The organism is Sphingomonas sp. UBA978 (assembly GCF_002292295.1).
In the GTDB taxonomy this organism is placed as follows: Bacteria; Pseudomonadota; Alphaproteobacteria; order Sphingomonadales; family Sphingomonadaceae; genus Sphingomonas.
The window spans coordinates 433,861-449,372 of record NZ_DBBS01000021.1 but is presented as its reverse complement, the minus strand read 5'-3'; the positions used below and the strand labels follow the sequence as shown (position 1 = coordinate 449,372).

Annotated in this window: 11 protein-coding genes; 8 read left to right on the top strand and 3 right to left on the bottom strand. The window is 69.6% G+C overall.

Annotation, left to right across the window (positions count from 1 at the left end; translation table 11 throughout):
* Nucleotides 1-77 precede the first annotated feature (77 nt).
* The 7 genes from B2515_RS17005 (at nt 78) to B2515_RS16975 (ending at nt 11,978) form a co-directional block, all read left to right on the top strand.
* Nucleotides 78-2,849, top strand: coding sequence for a TonB-dependent receptor domain-containing protein (locus B2515_RS17005; protein ID WP_293878376.1), 2,772 nt, complete (start codon nt 78-80; stop codon nt 2,847-2,849).
* Entirely contained in the window at nt 2,849-4,183 is a 1,335-nt protein-coding gene (locus B2515_RS17000) for an alpha/beta hydrolase family protein (RefSeq protein WP_293878374.1), read from the top strand. The genes B2515_RS17005 and B2515_RS17000 overlap by 1 nt, the downstream gene beginning before the upstream one ends.
* Nucleotides 4,183-5,484, top strand: a complete 1,302-nt coding sequence (locus tag B2515_RS16995) for a family 1 glycosylhydrolase (RefSeq protein ID WP_293878372.1) — start codon at nt 4,183-4,185, stop codon at nt 5,482-5,484. Before B2515_RS17000 ends, B2515_RS16995 begins: the two co-directional genes overlap by 1 nt.
* Entirely contained in the window at nt 5,481-6,518 is a 1,038-nt protein-coding gene (locus tag B2515_RS16990) for an alpha/beta hydrolase (protein ID WP_293878371.1), read from the top strand. The genes B2515_RS16995 and B2515_RS16990 overlap by 4 nt, the downstream gene beginning before the upstream one ends.
* 21 nt (nt 6,519-6,539) lie before the next feature.
* Nucleotides 6,540-7,886 (top strand): hypothetical protein, encoded by a 1,347-nt coding sequence (locus tag B2515_RS16985; RefSeq protein ID WP_293878370.1) that lies wholly within the window; start codon nt 6,540-6,542, stop codon nt 7,884-7,886.
* A gap of 111 nt (nt 7,887-7,997) precedes the next feature.
* A complete protein-coding gene (locus tag B2515_RS16980) occupies nt 7,998-10,475 on the top strand; it encodes a TonB-dependent receptor (RefSeq protein WP_293878368.1) in 2,478 nt (825 codons plus the stop codon).
* Nucleotides 10,476-10,568: 93 nt separating this feature from the next.
* Nucleotides 10,569-11,978, top strand: a complete 1,410-nt coding sequence (locus B2515_RS16975; RefSeq protein ID WP_293878366.1) for a sulfatase family protein — start codon at nt 10,569-10,571, stop codon at nt 11,976-11,978.
* Nucleotides 11,979-12,000: 22 nt separating this feature from the next.
* On the opposite strand, the gene B2515_RS16970 is transcribed toward B2515_RS16975, so the two are convergent.
* Nucleotides 12,001-12,381, bottom strand: coding sequence for a winged helix-turn-helix transcriptional regulator (locus tag B2515_RS16970; RefSeq protein ID WP_293878364.1), 381 nt, complete (start codon nt 12,379-12,381; stop codon nt 12,001-12,003).
* A gap of 92 nt (nt 12,382-12,473) precedes the next feature.
* On the opposite strand from B2515_RS16970, the gene B2515_RS16965 reads away from it, so the two are divergent.
* Entirely contained in the window at nt 12,474-13,535 is a 1,062-nt protein-coding gene (locus B2515_RS16965; protein ID WP_293878362.1) for an SDR family oxidoreductase, read from the top strand.
* 33 nt (nt 13,536-13,568) lie between these two features.
* On the opposite strand, the gene B2515_RS16960 is transcribed toward B2515_RS16965, so the two are convergent.
* Both B2515_RS16960 and B2515_RS16955 read right to left on the bottom strand, forming a co-directional pair.
* Nucleotides 13,569-14,210: a 4'-phosphopantetheinyl transferase family protein gene (locus B2515_RS16960; protein WP_293878360.1), complete on the bottom strand. Its 642-nt coding sequence runs from the start codon at nt 14,208-14,210 to the stop codon at nt 13,569-13,571.
* Nucleotides 14,207-15,343, bottom strand: a complete 1,137-nt coding sequence (locus B2515_RS16955; RefSeq protein ID WP_293878358.1) for a hypothetical protein — start codon at nt 15,341-15,343, stop codon at nt 14,207-14,209. Before B2515_RS16955 ends, B2515_RS16960 begins: the two co-directional genes overlap by 4 nt.
* Nucleotides 15,344-15,512 lie beyond the last annotated feature (169 nt).

The window sequence follows — 15,512 nt, the reverse complement described above, 5'->3', positions numbered from 1 at the left end:
CGGCTTTCGTCAAGCCGTTCGTCTGATCCCGTGGCGGCACGAAGAGGCCGGCGGGACATAACAAAGGGGGGGGGGATATGCGTCAGTCACATGCGCTCGCGATTCTGATGGCGACCAGCGCGATCGTCGGGGCGGTGCCGGCCGCGGCACAGGCCGAAACGCGCAGCACGCTGCGCACCTACGCCATCGATGCCGGCAGCATGAAGGCGGCGCTCGACGCCTGGGCGCGCCAGTCGAAACAGCAGATCCTCTATCGCTCCGACGAGGTCCGCACGCTGCGGTCGCCGGGGGTGCGCGGGCGGCTCGCCGATACCGATGCGCTGGATCGCATCCTGTCGGGATCGGGGCTGCGCATGCATCGCGACGCCTCGGGCGCGATCGCCGTCACCCGCCCCGTCGCCTTCGCCAGCACCGGCGTGCAGGACGTGGCCGTCGCGCCGTCGACGCCCGAACGGGAGCCCGCCGCCGAACAGAATGCCAGCGGCATTGAGGATATCGTCGTCACCGCCCGCCGTACGGAGGAGCGGGCGCAGCAGGTCCCCGTGTCGCTGACGGCGTTCACGCAGAATACGATCCGTGAAAAGGGCATCAACACCGCCACCGACCTGCAGAATTTCACGCCATCGCTGACCGTGCTCGGCAATGTCGCGCGTAATCAGGAAACCTATACCATTCGCGGCATGGGCGGCGGTGGCGGCGCCGGCACCGGCAGCGGCCCGGGCGTCGTCGGCTATTTCGCCGAGGTGCCCTCCTCGGCGAGCGGCCCCGGCAGCTTCTACGACCTCGCCTCGCTTCAGGTGCTCAAGGGCCCGCAGGGCACGCTGTTCGGCCGCAACACCACCGGCGGCGCGGTGCTGCTCGAACCCGCGCGGCCGAAGATGAACACGGTCGAAGGCTATGTCGAGGGCACGCTGGGCAATCTGCGCCGCCGTAGTGCGCAGGCCGCGCTGAACATCCCGATCGTCGAGGACATGCTCGCGGTGCGCGTCGCCGGCCAGTTCGACAAGCGCGACGGCTACGTCCGCGACGTGCTGACCGGCCGCGACTATCTGAACCGCGACAATTATTCGCTGCGCCTCGGCGTGCAGTTCAACCCGACCGATACGATCAACAGCTACACCGCGGTCAATTACATTCATGTCGACGAACATGGCGGCGGCAGCATCCTGCTCGCGGTCCGCCCGGGCAGCCCCTATGCCGCGCTGCTCCAGCCCTATCTGGCGCAGCAGCAGGCGCGCGGGCCCCGCCTCACCTCGACGGGCGTGAACACGTTCGAAAAGGCCCGCAACCTGCTCGTGCTCAACAACACGACGTGGAATCCGGTCCCCGAACTGACGATCAAGAACGTCTTCAGCTACGGCCGCAGCCGCTCGACCAGCGCCACCGACCGCGATTCGACGCCGCTGCCGATCGCCGACCTGCTCGGGGCGTTTCCCGGCAAGTACAACAACAACCTGCGCACGATCACCGAGGAACTGCAGGCGCGCTACGACAACGGCCGCTTCGCGCTGCAGGGCGGCGGCTTCTACCTCGACGAGAAGAGCCCCTCGCCGCTCACCTTCCTCACCGTCAATCCGTTGCAGGCAGGCGGCATCCTCGGCGGCGGGCCGATCATCCTGCCGGGCGTCGTGCAGACCCTGCTCGGCGTCAACGGCCCGCTGCTCCCCGCCCTTAACATCCAGCCCGACGCCTCCGTCCGCGGCCGCAGCAAGGCGCTCTACGCGCAGGCGCAGTACAGAATCGTGCCGACGCTGACTGCGACCGCGGGGTTCCGCTGGACGTGGGACAGCTTCGGTGGCGACATCCAGAGCTATCAGGACGCGCAGAGCTTTCAGGTGTTCAACCGCCTCGCCGCGCTCGGCATCGTCTCGCCGGCACAGGCGGCGCAGGTGATCGGCCTCAACGCCGATCTGTGCGTCTACGACGCCTTCCTCGCGGTTGCGGCGGGCGGCTTCCCAACGCTCAAATATCCCAATTGCACCTCGCCGACGTTCAGCGGCAAGAGCGACGGGCCGACGTGGCAATTGGGCCTCGATTGGCAGGCCGATCCGCAGACCCTGGTCTATGCGGTGTCGCGCCGCGGCTATAAATCGGGCGCGAACAACCCGATCGTCACGCTGTTCCTCGGCAGCGACTATCCGCTCGCGCCGGTCAAGCCGGAGCGGGTGACCGATGCCGAAGTCGGGCTGAAGCGCGACTGGACGATCGGCGGGGTGCAGGCACGCACCAACATCTCCGCCTTCTACACCTGGTTCAACGACGTGCAGGTGATCCAGCGCGCCGCGATCGCGGGAGCGGACATCCTCGCCAATGCCAAGAAGGCACGCGTCGTCGGCCTCGAATTCGAAGGGCTCGTCATCCCGTTCAAGCCGCTGACGATCAGCGGCACCTATTCGTACAACGACGCCAAGTTCCTCGATTACATCACCATCCCGATCCCGGCGATCCCGTCCGCGCTGACCGCGGCGCAGCCGTCGCGCGACCTGTCGAGCACGCCCTTCACCTTCGTCGCCCGGCACAAGTTCAGCCTCGACGGGCGCCTCGCGCTGCCGATCCCGGCGGCGGAGGGCGATATGGCGATCCGGGCAACCTGGTCGTGGCAGTCGCGCCAGCGCGTCGCGCCGGATGCGCAGCCGTTCGACACGATCGATCCCTACGGCCTGCTCAACCTGCGGCTCGAATGGAACCAGATGCGCGGGGCGCCGCTCGATCTCGCGATCTACGGCACCAACGTCCTGAACAAGGCGTACCGGATCACCGCCAACACCGGTTACAACAATTCCGGCTTCAGCAATTCGATCTACGGCGAACCGGCGCAATATGGCCTGTCGCTGCGGTATCGCTTCTGATGCGCCGGCCGCTGTCCGCCGCGCTCGTCGCGCTGCTGCTCGCCTCCTGCAGTGCGGGCTCCGAACGGCGCGCGATCACGCCCGACCAGCAGCAGCTGGTCGACCGCATGGGCCGCGCCGGCGCCGGCGCGATCGCCGCCAACGGCCGTGCCGATGGCGGGATGAGCGTCGCCGGGACGCTCGCCGGCCGCCCGTTCGGCATCGCCGTCCCCGCCCGCTGGAACGGGCAGGCGGTGCTGTTCGCCAACGGCTATTCAATCCCCGGCAGCCCGGTGTCGGTGCCCGCCGATCCGGTCGAGAAGGACCCGTCCGGCGGCTTCCTCACCGCTGCCTACAGACAGGGGTTCGCGGTCGGCCAGAGCGCCTTCGACAAGCCGGCGATGGCGGTGAAGAGCGGCGTCGCCAACACTTTGCGCCTGCGCGGCTGGTTCGAACGGCTCGGCACGACGCGCTTCTATCTCGGCGGCGCATCGATGGGCGGCAACATCGTCATGGCGCTGATCGAGCAGCACCCCGGCGCCTTCGCCGGGGCGATGAGCGCCTGCGGGGTCACCGGCGACTGGGACAGCGAGGTCGGCAGCCTCGTCGACCTGCGCGCCGTCTACAACTATTACGCACGCGGCACCGAATACGAACTGCCCGGCAATCACGATATCGCCGCCAACGGCGTCTCCCCCACCCCGCCGACCGGCTTCGGCTTCGCCCGCAATCCCTGGCTGTTCTGGCAGCTGAAGAAGATGAGCGGGACGATGGCCGATCTGTTCAAGGCCGCGCGCGCCGCCCCGTCCGGTCCGGAGGCGCGGATGGTCGCGCGGATCGCATCGGTGGCGAAGACGGATGCCGATCCCGCCAGCTTCATCTTTCCGATCATGACCGCGATGGTCAGCATGGAGGATATGCGTGCCAGCTTCGGCGGTGTTGTCTACGGCAACGTCGGCAAGGTCTATGACAGCCCGCTGCTCAACTCGCGCGAAAAGGCCGCTCTCAACGCCGGCATCCAGCGCATCGCCTCCGACGCCCCGGCGCGCGCCTTCGCGGTGCGATGGCACCGGTCGACCGGGCGCTTCACCACCCCGCTGGTCGCGGTCCACAACCGCCACGACGGCCTCGTCTTCGCGCAGCAGGCGCTGCTGCTGCGGCAACGGGTCAAGGCCGCCGGCAACCAGGCCCACCTGTTCCAGCTATGGGCGCCGTCGCTGCAAAAGGACATTCCCGGCACCGGCCTCACGGGCTGGGCGCATTGCGGCTTCAACCCGCGGCAGGCGGCAATGCTGTGGAACACGCTGCACGACTGGGTCGAGAGCGGCCACAAACCCGCACCGGGAGTCTATTGATGATCGATCGGCGACAGGCGCTGGCGCTCGGCGCGGCAACGATGGCGGCTCCGGCCCTCGCCCTACCCCCGCGCGACGCATTCCTGTGGGGCGCGGCGACCGCGGGGCATCAGGTCGAGGGCAACAACGTCAACGCGGACATCTGGCTGCTCGAACAGATGAAGCCGACGCTGTTCGCCGAACCCTCGGGCGACGCCTGCGACAGCCTCCATCGCTGGGATCAGGACGTCGCCATCGTCAAGGCGCTGGGGCTCAACGCCTATCGCTGCTCGGTCGAATGGAGCCGGATCGAGCCCGCCGAGGGCCAGTTCAGCCAGGCATGGCTCGATCATTACGCCCGCATCGTCGATCGCTGCCGCGCGTCGGGCCTCGCGCCCGTCGTGACGTTCAATCATTTCACCACGCCCCGCTGGTTCGCCGCGCGCGGCGGCTGGGAGGCGGGCGACGCCCCCACGCTGTTCGCGCGCTATTGCGACCGGGTCGCCCGCGCGCTCGCCCGCGGGATCAGCCACGCGCTGACCTTCAACGAACCCAATCTGTCGATCAGCGGCCCCTGGTCGCGGTTCCAGCCCGACGCCCGGGCCAAGGCGGCGACGCAGGCGATGATCGCCGCCGCGGCGAAGGCGTCGGGTTCGGACCGCTTTTCCCTGCTCAACGGCGGCGATCCGACGCCGATGATCCCCGGCCTGCTGCGCGCGCACCGGCTGGGGCGCGAGGCGATCAAGGCGGTGCGCGGCGACCTGCCCGTCGGCCTCAGCCTCGCCATCTCCGACGACGTCAGCGTCGACGGCGACGCCATGCTCGCCGCCAAGCGCCGCGCCTATTACGAACCCTTTTTCGAGGCCGGGCGCGACGACGATTTCGTCGGGGTGCAGACCTACGAACGCACCTACCTCGGCCCGAACGGTCCGGTCGACACGCCCGCCGCCACCCCGCGCCGCGCCGACGGCAAGCCCTACGAACCTGCAGCGATCGGCGGATCGATCCGCTACGCGCATCGCGCCACCGCCAAGCCGGTGCTCGTCACCGAAAACGGCATCGACGCCACTGACGATCGCGAACGCGCCCGCTTCATCCCCGCCGCGATCGCCGCGGTCGAGGCCGCGCGCCGCGACGGCGTGCCGGTGCTCGGCTATATCCACTGGTCGCTGCTCGACAATTTCGAATGGCTCAGCGGCTACAAGCCCCGCTACGGCCTCGTCGCGGTCGATCGCACCACCTTCACCCGCACCGTCAAACCCAGCGCGCACGTCCTCGGCCGCATCGCGCAGGCCGGCGGCACGCAAGGAAAACCGTCATGATCCGCCGGCTGCTGCCCATCGCCCTGCTTGCCACCCCCGCCGTGTCGCAAGGGCCGGTCAAGCAGGTGCCGGCATTCCGCCTGCCGCCGTCCAGCCAGCTCAGCCCCGCCGCCCGACAGGTGCTGACGCGCATGGACGCCGCGACCGCACCCGCCACGATCGCCGGCGACGTCGCGAAGCAGCGCGCCTTCTACGGCGCCTGGAACGACGACCGCCTCGCCGAGATGCGCCGCCGGTTCCGCACCAATGTGCGCCACGCCACGATCGGCGGCGTCGGCGTCGACGACGTCGTGCCGCAAGCCGGCGTCGCGCCTGCCAACGCCGCCCGCGTCCTCATCAACGTCCATGGCGGCGCGTTCATGTGGGGCAGCGGCAGCGGCGCACTGGTCGAGGCGATCCCGATCGCCGCGACGATGCGCATCCGTGTCGTGACGGTCGATTACCGCCTCGCCCCCGAACACCGCTACCCGGCGGCATCCGAAGACGTCACCGCCGTCTATCGGGAATTGCTCAAACGCTACCGGCCCGAGAATATCGGCATCTACGGCTGTTCGGCGGGCGGCGTCATCACCGCGCAGGCGACCGCGTGGATCGCCGGACAGGGCCTGCCGCGCCCCGGCGCGCTCGGCACCTTCTGCGGCACCGGCGCGGCCTATAGCGGCGACAGCCCCTATCTCGCCCCTGCGCTTGCCGGCAACGCCCCGCCCGCGATCCCGGCCCTGCCCGCGACGCTGCCGGTCAGCTATATGGAGGGCGTGGCGGCGGACGATCCGCTCGCCTATCCGCTGACGTCCCCGGCGCAGATCAGGGCGATGCCCCCCACCCTGCTGCTCGCGGGCGGGCGCGACTTTGCGGTCAGCGCGCTCACGCTCGCGCACCGCCGCCTCACCGTGGCGGGCGTGCACAGCGAGCTCCAGCTGTTCGACGGCCTCCCCCACGCCTTCTTCATGTGGCCCGACATGCCCGAATCCGACGAGGCGTTCGGCATCATCGCCCGCTTCTTCGACGCGCAGCTCGGCCGTCGCCCCCGCTGATCCTCGTCAGGAGACCTTCGCATGCCGCTTCGCCTCGCCACCCTTCCGCTCGCGCTGCTCCTCGCCATGCCGGGCGCGGCCCAGACTCCGCCCGCATCCACGACGCTCACCGCAGCGCAATCCGCCCTCGTCGCAAAGGCCCGCGCGAACGGCGCGACCGACGTTGTCGCCCACCCCGCGCCCGCCGGTGGCATCACCCTGGTCGGCAAACTGGAGGGCGACCAATTCGCCCTTGCCGTGCCCGCCGGATGGAAGGGCGACGGGCTGGTCTATGCGCACGGCTATTCGACCCCCGGCACCCCGGTCGCGGTATCCGAGGACCCGACCGCCCCCGGCACCGGCGGCGGCATGATGCGCTTCGCGTACGACGACGGTGTCGCGGTCGGCCACAGCGCCTATGACAAGGATGGCCTCGGCGTCGAGACGGGCACGATCAACACCAAGCGCCTGCGCGATTTCCTCGTCCGGCTCGGCGCCCGGCGCGTCTATGCCACCGGCGATTCGATGGGCGGCGGCATCGTCGTCACGTTGCTCGAAACCTGGCCCGGCGCCTTTGCCGGCGGATTGGCGCGGTGCGGTGTCGTCGGCAGCTGGAAGACGTTGCTCGGCCAGCTCTACGACATGCGCGCCGCCTATAACGTCCTCACCAAAGGGACGCCCTATGCGCTGCCCGGCGAACAGGATATCCGCCGCTCCGCGCTGTCGACGACGCCCCCGGCGGGCAGCGCGATGGACGCGAAGACCTATGGCTGGACGCAGCTGACCCGGATCGCGACCCCCGTGCTCGCGCTGTTCGACGCCGCGCGGAAAGACCCCGCCGGGCGCGAGGCGCGCATCCTCAAACAGGTCGCGGCGATCGGCGGCTTCGACGTCGATCCGGGTTCGATCGCCTTTCCGCTCGTCACCGTCGCTCTGGGTGCGGACGACATGGCGGCGACCGCCGGCGGCCTGCCCTATGGCAATGTCGGCAAGGTCTATGCCAGCGACACGCTGACCCCGGCGGAGGCCGCGGCGCTCAACCGCGATATCCAGCGCATCGCCGCCTCACCCGCGGCGCTCGCCTATATGACCCGCTGGCACGAAACGACGGGGCGGATCGCCGATCCGCTGGTGACGATGCACAACAGCATCGACAGCCTCGTCCCCTATGCGCAGGAGGCGATGCTGACCGCCGCCGTGCGCAAGGCGGGCACGACGCGGCTGCTCGCCGCATATCCGGTGCCGCCACTGCGCGCGCCGCTGCCGGTCGGCGGGATCGAGGCCTATACGCATTGCGGCTTCACGCCCACGCAGACAAAGGCCGCCTGGACCGCGCTGCACGGCTGGGTGAACACCGGCACACGGCCGGCCGCCGATGCGGTCAAGTGATTGCACGGGTGACGGGACAGCTCGACGCCGCCCGCAAAACCGGTCAATAATGGCCTGACGACGGCACGCAGAACGCCGCGGATTCGACAGGCGAATGAAGGGGAGGACGCAATGACCATGACCAGAGCGATGATGACCGGGTGCGCGATCGGCGCGCTCGTCCTGGCCGTGCCCGGCTGGGCGCAGACCGCACCGGCGTCGGCACCCGCCGCCGATGTCGCGCAACGTTCGCAGGCCGACACCGGCCTCGTCGACACGACCGAGCCGCAGGGCGAGGACATCATCGTCGTCGGCACCGCCGGCGGCGGCACCCGGCGGCAGGACGCCTCCTTCGCGGTGACGACGCTCAACAACGACGCGATCGAGCGCGCCGCGCCGAACAGCACCGCCGACCTGCTACGCGCCGTGCCGGGCGTCATGGCCGAAAGCTCGGGCGGGCAGAACGGCGCCAACATCTTCGTCCGCGGTTATCCCTCGGGCGGCGACGCGCAGTTCGTCACGTTCCAATATGGCGGCGTCCCGATCTTCCCGCCCCCCACTCTGTCCTTCCTCGAAAACTCGCAGCTCGTCCGGCTCGACGAGACGGTGCAGCGGGTCGAGGCGGTGCGCGGCGGCACGGGCTCGCTATTCTCGAACGGCCAGCCCGGCCTCACCGTCAACGTCGTGCCGCGCACCGGCGGCAAGGACTTCCACGGCCTCGCCAAATTCTCCTACACCGACTTCGACGAGGCACGCGGCGACGCCTGGATCTCGGGGCCGCTGGGCGAGAACACCGGCTTCATGGTCGGCGGTTTCTATGCGCAGGGCAACGGCATCCGCGATCCGCGCTACCGCGCCGAAAAGGGCGGGCAGATCACCGCCAACGTCAACCACGACTTCGATGGCCGCGGCTCGGTGGAAGTCTACGCCCGCTACCTCAACGATCGTGGCCAGTGGCTGCTGCCGATCCCGGTCGTGCAAAACGGCAAGGACATCAGCGCCTATCCCGGCTTCGATGCCGGCACCGGCACGCTGAACGGCCCGGAGACGCGGCGGACCACCAACCTGCAGGGCGTGACGCTCGACATGGCGGACGGCCGCGGTGCGAAGGTCATCAACACCGGCCTGTCGTTCGATTACGAGGTCGCCGATGGCTTCCGTCTGCGCGAACGCCTCAGCTACCTCGGCGGCGATGCCAACACGCGCGGCCTCGTCCCCGCCGAACCGCCCACCGCGGCCTCGGCGATGGCGGTGACTTTGGGCGGCGCCGGCGCGCGGCTGACCGGGCTTACCTATGTCAACGGCGGGCAGGCGCTGGCCAGTGGCGCGACCACGCAGGTGCTGCGCGCCGGCGTCTGGGACGTGCGCAAGAAGCTGACCTCGTTCGTCGCCGACACCGGCTTCGAATGGACCGCGGGATCGAACAAGCTGACCGGCGGCTTCTATTATGCCGATTACACCAGCCGCGACCGCTGGGCGCTGGGCAATCAGGTGCTGCTGACCGCCGAACCCAATGCGCGGCTGCTCAATCTCACGCTTGCCAATGCCGCAGGCACGACGCAGCAGGCGACGCTGCGCGGCTTCACCAGCGGCAACGGCTTCCTCGTCGATGCCTATTACAAGGGGTCGGACCTCGCCTTCTACGGCGTCGACGAACTGCAGATCACGCCCGAACTGCGCGTCGACGGCGGCGTCCGCTATCAGAAGCACAACCTCGACGGCCGGCTGCGCACGCCGGGCGGCACGATCAACCTCGATGGCAACCCCAACACGCTCTACGACAATGCCGTCAACGTGATCGGCGCGCCGCGCACCTTCCGCTATCGCGACGACGCCTGGTCGTGGACCGGCGGCGTCAACTACGACTTCAGCCGCGCCGTCGGCGTCTTCGCCCGCTACAGCCGCGGCAACAGCTTCCCGCAGTTCGACAATCTGCGCGAAGCCTCGGCGGCGAACATCGCCAACAAGACCGGACTCGCCCAGACGGCGGAGGTCGACACCTACGAAGGCGGGCTGAAGGTCTCGATGCAGTGGCTCAACCTCTATGCGACGGTGTTCCACAACACCTTCGACGGGCTGGCGACGACCGCGCTCATCAACAACGTGCCGGTCAGCTCGAACGGAGGCGCCAAGGCGACCGGCGTCGAGCTGGAGGGCGCGGTCCGGCCCTTCGCCGGCTTCAGCCTGTCGGCATCGGGGACCTATCTCGACGCCACCTATCGCGGCTTCTTCACCAACAACGGCGCGATCGACAACACCGGCAACCGGGTGCAGCGCCAGCCGAAATGGACGTGGCGCGTGACGCCGGCCTACGAACTGCCGATCGGCAGCATCCGGCCCTCGCTGTTCGCCACGCTGCAATATACCGGCGACCGCTTCTCCGATCCGGAGAACAACCAGCTGCTGCCGAGCTTCTACCAGCTCGACGCCGGCGTCTCGGTCGACGTCAGCGAGCGGCTGCGCCTGCAGGTCACCGGCAACAACCTGACCGACGAGATCGGGCTGACGGAGGGCAATCCGCGGATCATCGGCTCGCAGGGCGCCGGCCCGGTGCTGGCGCGCCCGATCCTCGGCCGCTCGTTCCGCTTCAGCGCCGCGGTCAGCTTCTGACGATGCGCCCCTCCGGACCGATACCGCCCCGCGTCGGTCCGGAGGCGCCTTTCACGTTGACGGGCATCGGGACGGGCCATGGATAGACGGTCGATGCTGAAGGCGACGGCCGCCGCCGCCGCCGCCGCGGTCGTCGCCACCCGCGCGGGCGCGCAGTCCGAACCGGGCAGGCGGCATCGCAACGTCCTGCTGCTGATCGCCGACGATCAGGGCCTCGATCTCGGCTGCTACGGCGTGCCGATCCGGACCCCGCGGCTCGACCGGCTGGCGCGCGAGGGCACGCGCTTCACGCAGGGCTTCGCCGCGGTATCATCGTGCAGCCCCAGCCGCGCCGTCATCGCCACCGGGCTCTACACCCATCAGAACGGCATGTACGGCCTCCAGCACGACGTCCACCACCAGTCGCTGCTCGACGGGATCGAGACGCTGCCGGCGATGCTGGCCCGTGCGGGCTATGCCACCGCGCTGGTCGGCAAGAAGCACGTCGGCCCCGACAGCGCCTTTCCCTATGAGGAGGAGCTGGTGCCCGAACGATCGGGCATCCGCGATGTCCGCGAACTGGCGATCGCGGCGGCCAGCTTCATCCGCTCGACCAACGATCGCCCGTTCTTCGTCACCATCGGCTACAGCGATCCGCATCGCGCGGCGGTGGATTACGGCAACGATCGCGCCTGGCCCGGCGTGACGCCCGTCCGCTACGATCCGCGGCGCGTGCCGCTGCCCTCGCACCTGCCCGACCTGCCCGCGGTGCGCCGCGACCTCGCCGATTATTACGAGTCGCTCAGCCGCCTCGACGCCGGGGTCGGCATGATCCTCGACGATCTCGCCGCCACCGGCCGCGCCGACGACACGCTGGTGATCTTCCTCAGCGACAACGGCCGCCCCTTTCCCGGCGCCAAGACCAACCTGTACGATCCCGGCCTCCACCTGCCGCTCATCGTGCACGCGCCCGGCAGGCCGGCCGCGGTCAACGACGCGATGGTCAGCTGGACCGACATCGCACCGACGATCCTCGACTGGACCGGCGTCGCCCCGCCCGCCTATCCGTTGTCGGGCCGCTCGCTGCTGCCGATCGTGGGAACGCGGGGCGACCCGGCGCGCGACGCGATCTTCGCCAGCCACGATTTCCACGAGATCAACCAATATTATCCGATGCGCGCGATCCGTACCCGCACGCACAGCTATATCCTCAACCTCGCCCACCCGCTCGACTATCCGGTCGCGGGCGACGTCGCCGGGTCCCCGTCATGGCGCGCCATCGCCGCCGACCCTGCGATGCGCCTCGGCCAGCGTACGCAGGCGGCCTATCTGAAACGCCCTGCCGAGGAATTGTACGACCTCGCCCGCGATCCCGGCGAACTGGTCAACCGCGCCGCCGATTCGGCGTACGCTTCGGTCAAAACGGCGCTGGCGGAACGCCTGCGCGCGATGCGCGCCGCGACCAGGGACCCGTGGCTCGCCGGCCAGACCGATCCCTATGCCCATGTCGGGGCGGGTCGCTGATCCACCGGCGGCCTGTTCCAATCTATCCGCGCCGCGAACCCGGCCGCGGCACGAGCCGGTCCAGCGCGTCGGCATTGTCGCGTCCCCAGCCGTAGAGCAGCTCGACCGGCTCGACGAAGCGGCGGCCCAATTCGGTCAGGCGATATTCGACCATCGGCGGCATGCTGCTCCGGACGTGCCGGCTGACGAGGCCGCTCGCCTCCAGGTCCCGTACGGTCTGGGTCAGCATCTTCTTCGAGATGCCGGGCAGGCTGCGCTGCAGCACGCCGGTGCGCGCGACGCCGTCGTGACGCGCGTGCAGGGTGTGCAGCACCATGCTGGTCCATTTGGTCGCGAACAGCTCCAGCACCCGGCGCGGCGCGCAATCCTCCCGCCATTCCTCGTCCGGCGTTCCGGCCTGCATATGGTTACCTCCTGGTGCCTGGGGACCCGAATGGTGCCGTCTAGAAGCCCGGGGCAGCGATGCCTAGGTCTATGGCCGATCAGGAGATTTCTATGACGAAGACGGCATTGGTGGTGGGCGCGAGCGGGATCGTCGGCAGCGCGACGGCGGATCTGCTCGTGCGCGAGGGCTGGACGGTCCATGGCCTCGCACGGCGGCCGACCGGTCAGGCCGGCGTCCAGCCCGTCGTCACCGACCTGCAGGATGCCGGCTCGACCGCGGCGGCGCTGCGCGACGTGAACCCCGATGCGGTGTTCATCGCCACCTGGCTGCGGCAGGACAGCGAGGCGGAGAACATCCGCGTCAACGCCGCGATGGTGCGCAACCTGCTCGCCGGCCTGCCCGCCGCCCCGGGCCAGCGCCACGTCGCGCTGGTCACCGGGCTCAAACATTATCTCGGGCCGTTCGAGGCCTATGGCCACGGCACGCTGCCGCAGACGCCGTTCCGCGAGGAACAGGGCCGCCTCGACATCGAGAACTTCTATTACGCCCAAGAGGATGAATTGTTCACCGCCGCCGGGCGGCAGGGCTTTACGTGGAGCGTCCACCGCCCGCACACGGTGATCGGCCTCGCCGTCGGCAACGCGATGAACATGGGGACGACGCTCGCGGTCTACGCGACCCTGTGCCGCGAGACGGGCCGGCCGTTCCTCTTCCCGGGATCGGCGGCGCAATGGTCGGGCCTCACCGACATGACCGATGCCGGCCAGCTCGCGCGCCACCTCCTCTGGGCGGCGGACACCGAAGCCGCGCATGACGAAGCGTTCAACGTCGTCAACGGCGACGTCTTCCGCTGGCAGTGGATGTGGAGCCGGATCGCCGACTGGTTCGGCATCGAGGCGGCGCCGTTCGACGGCATCGTCCGGCCGCTCGAAGAGCAGATGGCGGGCGATGCCGGCCTGTGGCGCGAGATCGCGACCCGCGAGGGTCTGGTCGAGCCGGACATCGACCGCCTCGCCTCGCCCTGGCACACCGACGCCGATCTCGGCCGGCCGATCGAGGTGGTGACCGACATGAGCAAGAGCCGCCGGCTCGGTTTCACCGCCTATCAGCCGACCGACGATGCGTTTTTCGCCCTGTTCGACCGCCTGCGCGTCGGCCGACTGATCCCGTAAGCGAATGCGGCGTGACGCACGACGCCGGGCGGCTCACGTTCCCCACGCGAGCGCGGCGGCGTAGCCAGGCGGACACGGCAGCACCACACAGCCGCGCAGACCGAGCGCCGCCGGCGCATCCACGATCGCCGGCGGATCGCTCTCCGCATCGATACGGACCGTCCGCGGGTCGATCGACAGCCCCCGCCCCGCCGCCTTCAGCAGCGCCTCCTTGATCGTCCAAAGGCGGAAGAATAGCGCGATCCGGTCCCCCGCCGACTGCAACGCGGTCAGTTCGGCTGCGGCGAACACCCGCCGCCCCAGTGCAAGCGGGTCGATATCGTCGCGAACCACCTCGATATCGATACCGACCGACAGCGCCACCCCGACGGGCGCGACCGCCAGCGCGACCTGATCGCCCGCATGGCTCAGGCTGAACGCAGGCGCGCCGTCCACGACCGGCCGGCCATGGCGATCGATCGCGATCGGCACCGCCGACGCCGCACATGCCAGCAACGGTGCGAGCGTCGTGCGGATCACGTGCCGCCCCGCCACGGACCGCCGCCGGTCGTCGTCGCGGCGGTAGCGGTCGGCGCGATCGCGTTCCCCGGGCGACAGCGGCATCCACCACGTGTCGCACCATTGGGTCGCGAGATCGCGGCGATGGATCGCGATCCCCTCGGGTATCGCCGTCATGTCTTCGGCGGCGCGACGCCCAGGCTGCGCAACCGGCTCCGCTTGAACTTCTCCAACTGGTCGACCGCCGTCTCGTCGGAGGCGGCGTTCATCAACAGGCTGCCCTGATCGACGCCGATGAACCGGCTGCACACCTGTTTGTGATTGTCGTACAGCCGGATCATGCTGGCGACGGCGTCGGCATGCGCGCCCGGCAGGCCGTGGCGCAGCGCCTCGAACATCGGCCGCTCCTCGCGTAGCCGGCGGACGAGGTGGCGATGGTCGCTGGAAAAGACGCCGCTGAAGCCCTCGGGCATAAACGGCGGCGCCATCGCGACGCGGATGACGCCGTCATAGATATGAGCGGCGAAATCGCCGGTCAGGCTCATCGTGTCGGACGACAGGTCGATCAGCGCCGCGAACGCCGCCAGTGCCCGTGCCTGCGTCCCGGGATCGCCTCCCTCGCGCCGCATCGTCGCGGCGAGATCGTCGAGCGCCACCACCAGCCCCTGGGTGATGACGAGGAAGACGTGATGACCGCGCAACCAGCGTCGCGCGGCGTGATCGGGATCGTCGGTCAGCCCCTCGCGGCCCGGCGGCAGCGCGAGCGTCGCCGGCCGCACGCCGGTGGCGAGCGCGAAGCTGTCCTCGATCCCCCGCCCGATCCGCGCGAGCGCAGCATCGCCGAGCGTGGTTTCGGTCTCCTCCAGATCGGCACGCAGCGCCAGCGCCGCGTCGACGATCGTCAGCACGTGGCGCAGCGCATCATGATCCTCGCCGCGAAAGATGTTGAAGAAGGCATCGTGCACATCGGCGTCGAGCGTATTGCCGCGCTGCACCAGCTCGGTGACGTCCGGCCAGCGCGTCCGCGGTCCCCGCGGGATTGCCGCCGCCAGCCGACGCCGGCCACGGGAGAGTGCGGCAGGATCGGCGAAACCCGCGGCAAGCGCGGCCAGCCCGTCCGCCCCCAATGCCGCCTCCAGCGCCGCCCGCACCACGCTCCGCGACGGCAGGCGATCCGCCGGCACCGCGACGAACCGCGCCAGCACCCGGCGCGCGTCGGCGGTCGGGCCGACATCGCCGGGCGCACGATGCGGCGCGGCACGCCGCCACTCGATCGGGCTCTCGGTACGCAACGGCGGCGACTGCATCATGCCCGCGATGTGCGGACACCTCTGCGGATGGTGCGCATCATCTTGAAGAGAAAGGATTTTTGCAGTCATGGCACCGACTTGGTAGCGGAATGATCTTAAAGGACGCTTTATCCCATGACGCCCATCACTATCCAGTAGGTTGCCGGATCGTTGTCGTTCCGATCTTTCC

Excerpts from the sequence above, each read along its gene's own strand:
- B2515_RS16995 (WP_293878372.1), top strand. The coding sequence starts at position 4,183 with ATGATCGATCGGCGACAGGCGCTGGCGCTCGGCGCGGCAACGATGGCG.
- B2515_RS16965 (WP_293878362.1), top strand. The coding sequence starts at position 12,474 with ATGACGAAGACGGCATTGGTGGTGGGCGCGAGCGGGATCGTCGGCAGC.
- B2515_RS16960 (WP_293878360.1), bottom strand. The coding sequence starts at position 14,210 with ATGACGGCGATACCCGAGGGGATCGCGATCCATCGCCGCGATCTCGCG.
- B2515_RS16970 (WP_293878364.1), bottom strand. The coding sequence starts at position 12,381 with ATGCAGGCCGGAACGCCGGACGAGGAATGGCGGGAGGATTGCGCGCCG.
- B2515_RS16955 (WP_293878358.1), bottom strand. The coding sequence starts at position 15,343 with ATGATGCAGTCGCCGCCGTTGCGTACCGAGAGCCCGATCGAGTGGCGG.
- B2515_RS16980 (WP_293878368.1), top strand. The coding sequence starts at position 7,998 with ATGACCATGACCAGAGCGATGATGACCGGGTGCGCGATCGGCGCGCTC.
- B2515_RS16985 (WP_293878370.1), top strand. The coding sequence starts at position 6,540 with ATGCCGCTTCGCCTCGCCACCCTTCCGCTCGCGCTGCTCCTCGCCATG.
- B2515_RS17000 (WP_293878374.1), top strand. The coding sequence starts at position 2,849 with ATGCGCCGGCCGCTGTCCGCCGCGCTCGTCGCGCTGCTGCTCGCCTCC.
- B2515_RS16990 (WP_293878371.1), top strand. The coding sequence starts at position 5,481 with ATGATCCGCCGGCTGCTGCCCATCGCCCTGCTTGCCACCCCCGCCGTG.
- B2515_RS16975 (WP_293878366.1), top strand. The coding sequence starts at position 10,569 with ATGCTGAAGGCGACGGCCGCCGCCGCCGCCGCCGCGGTCGTCGCCACC.
- B2515_RS17005 (WP_293878376.1), top strand. The coding sequence starts at position 78 with ATGCGTCAGTCACATGCGCTCGCGATTCTGATGGCGACCAGCGCGATC.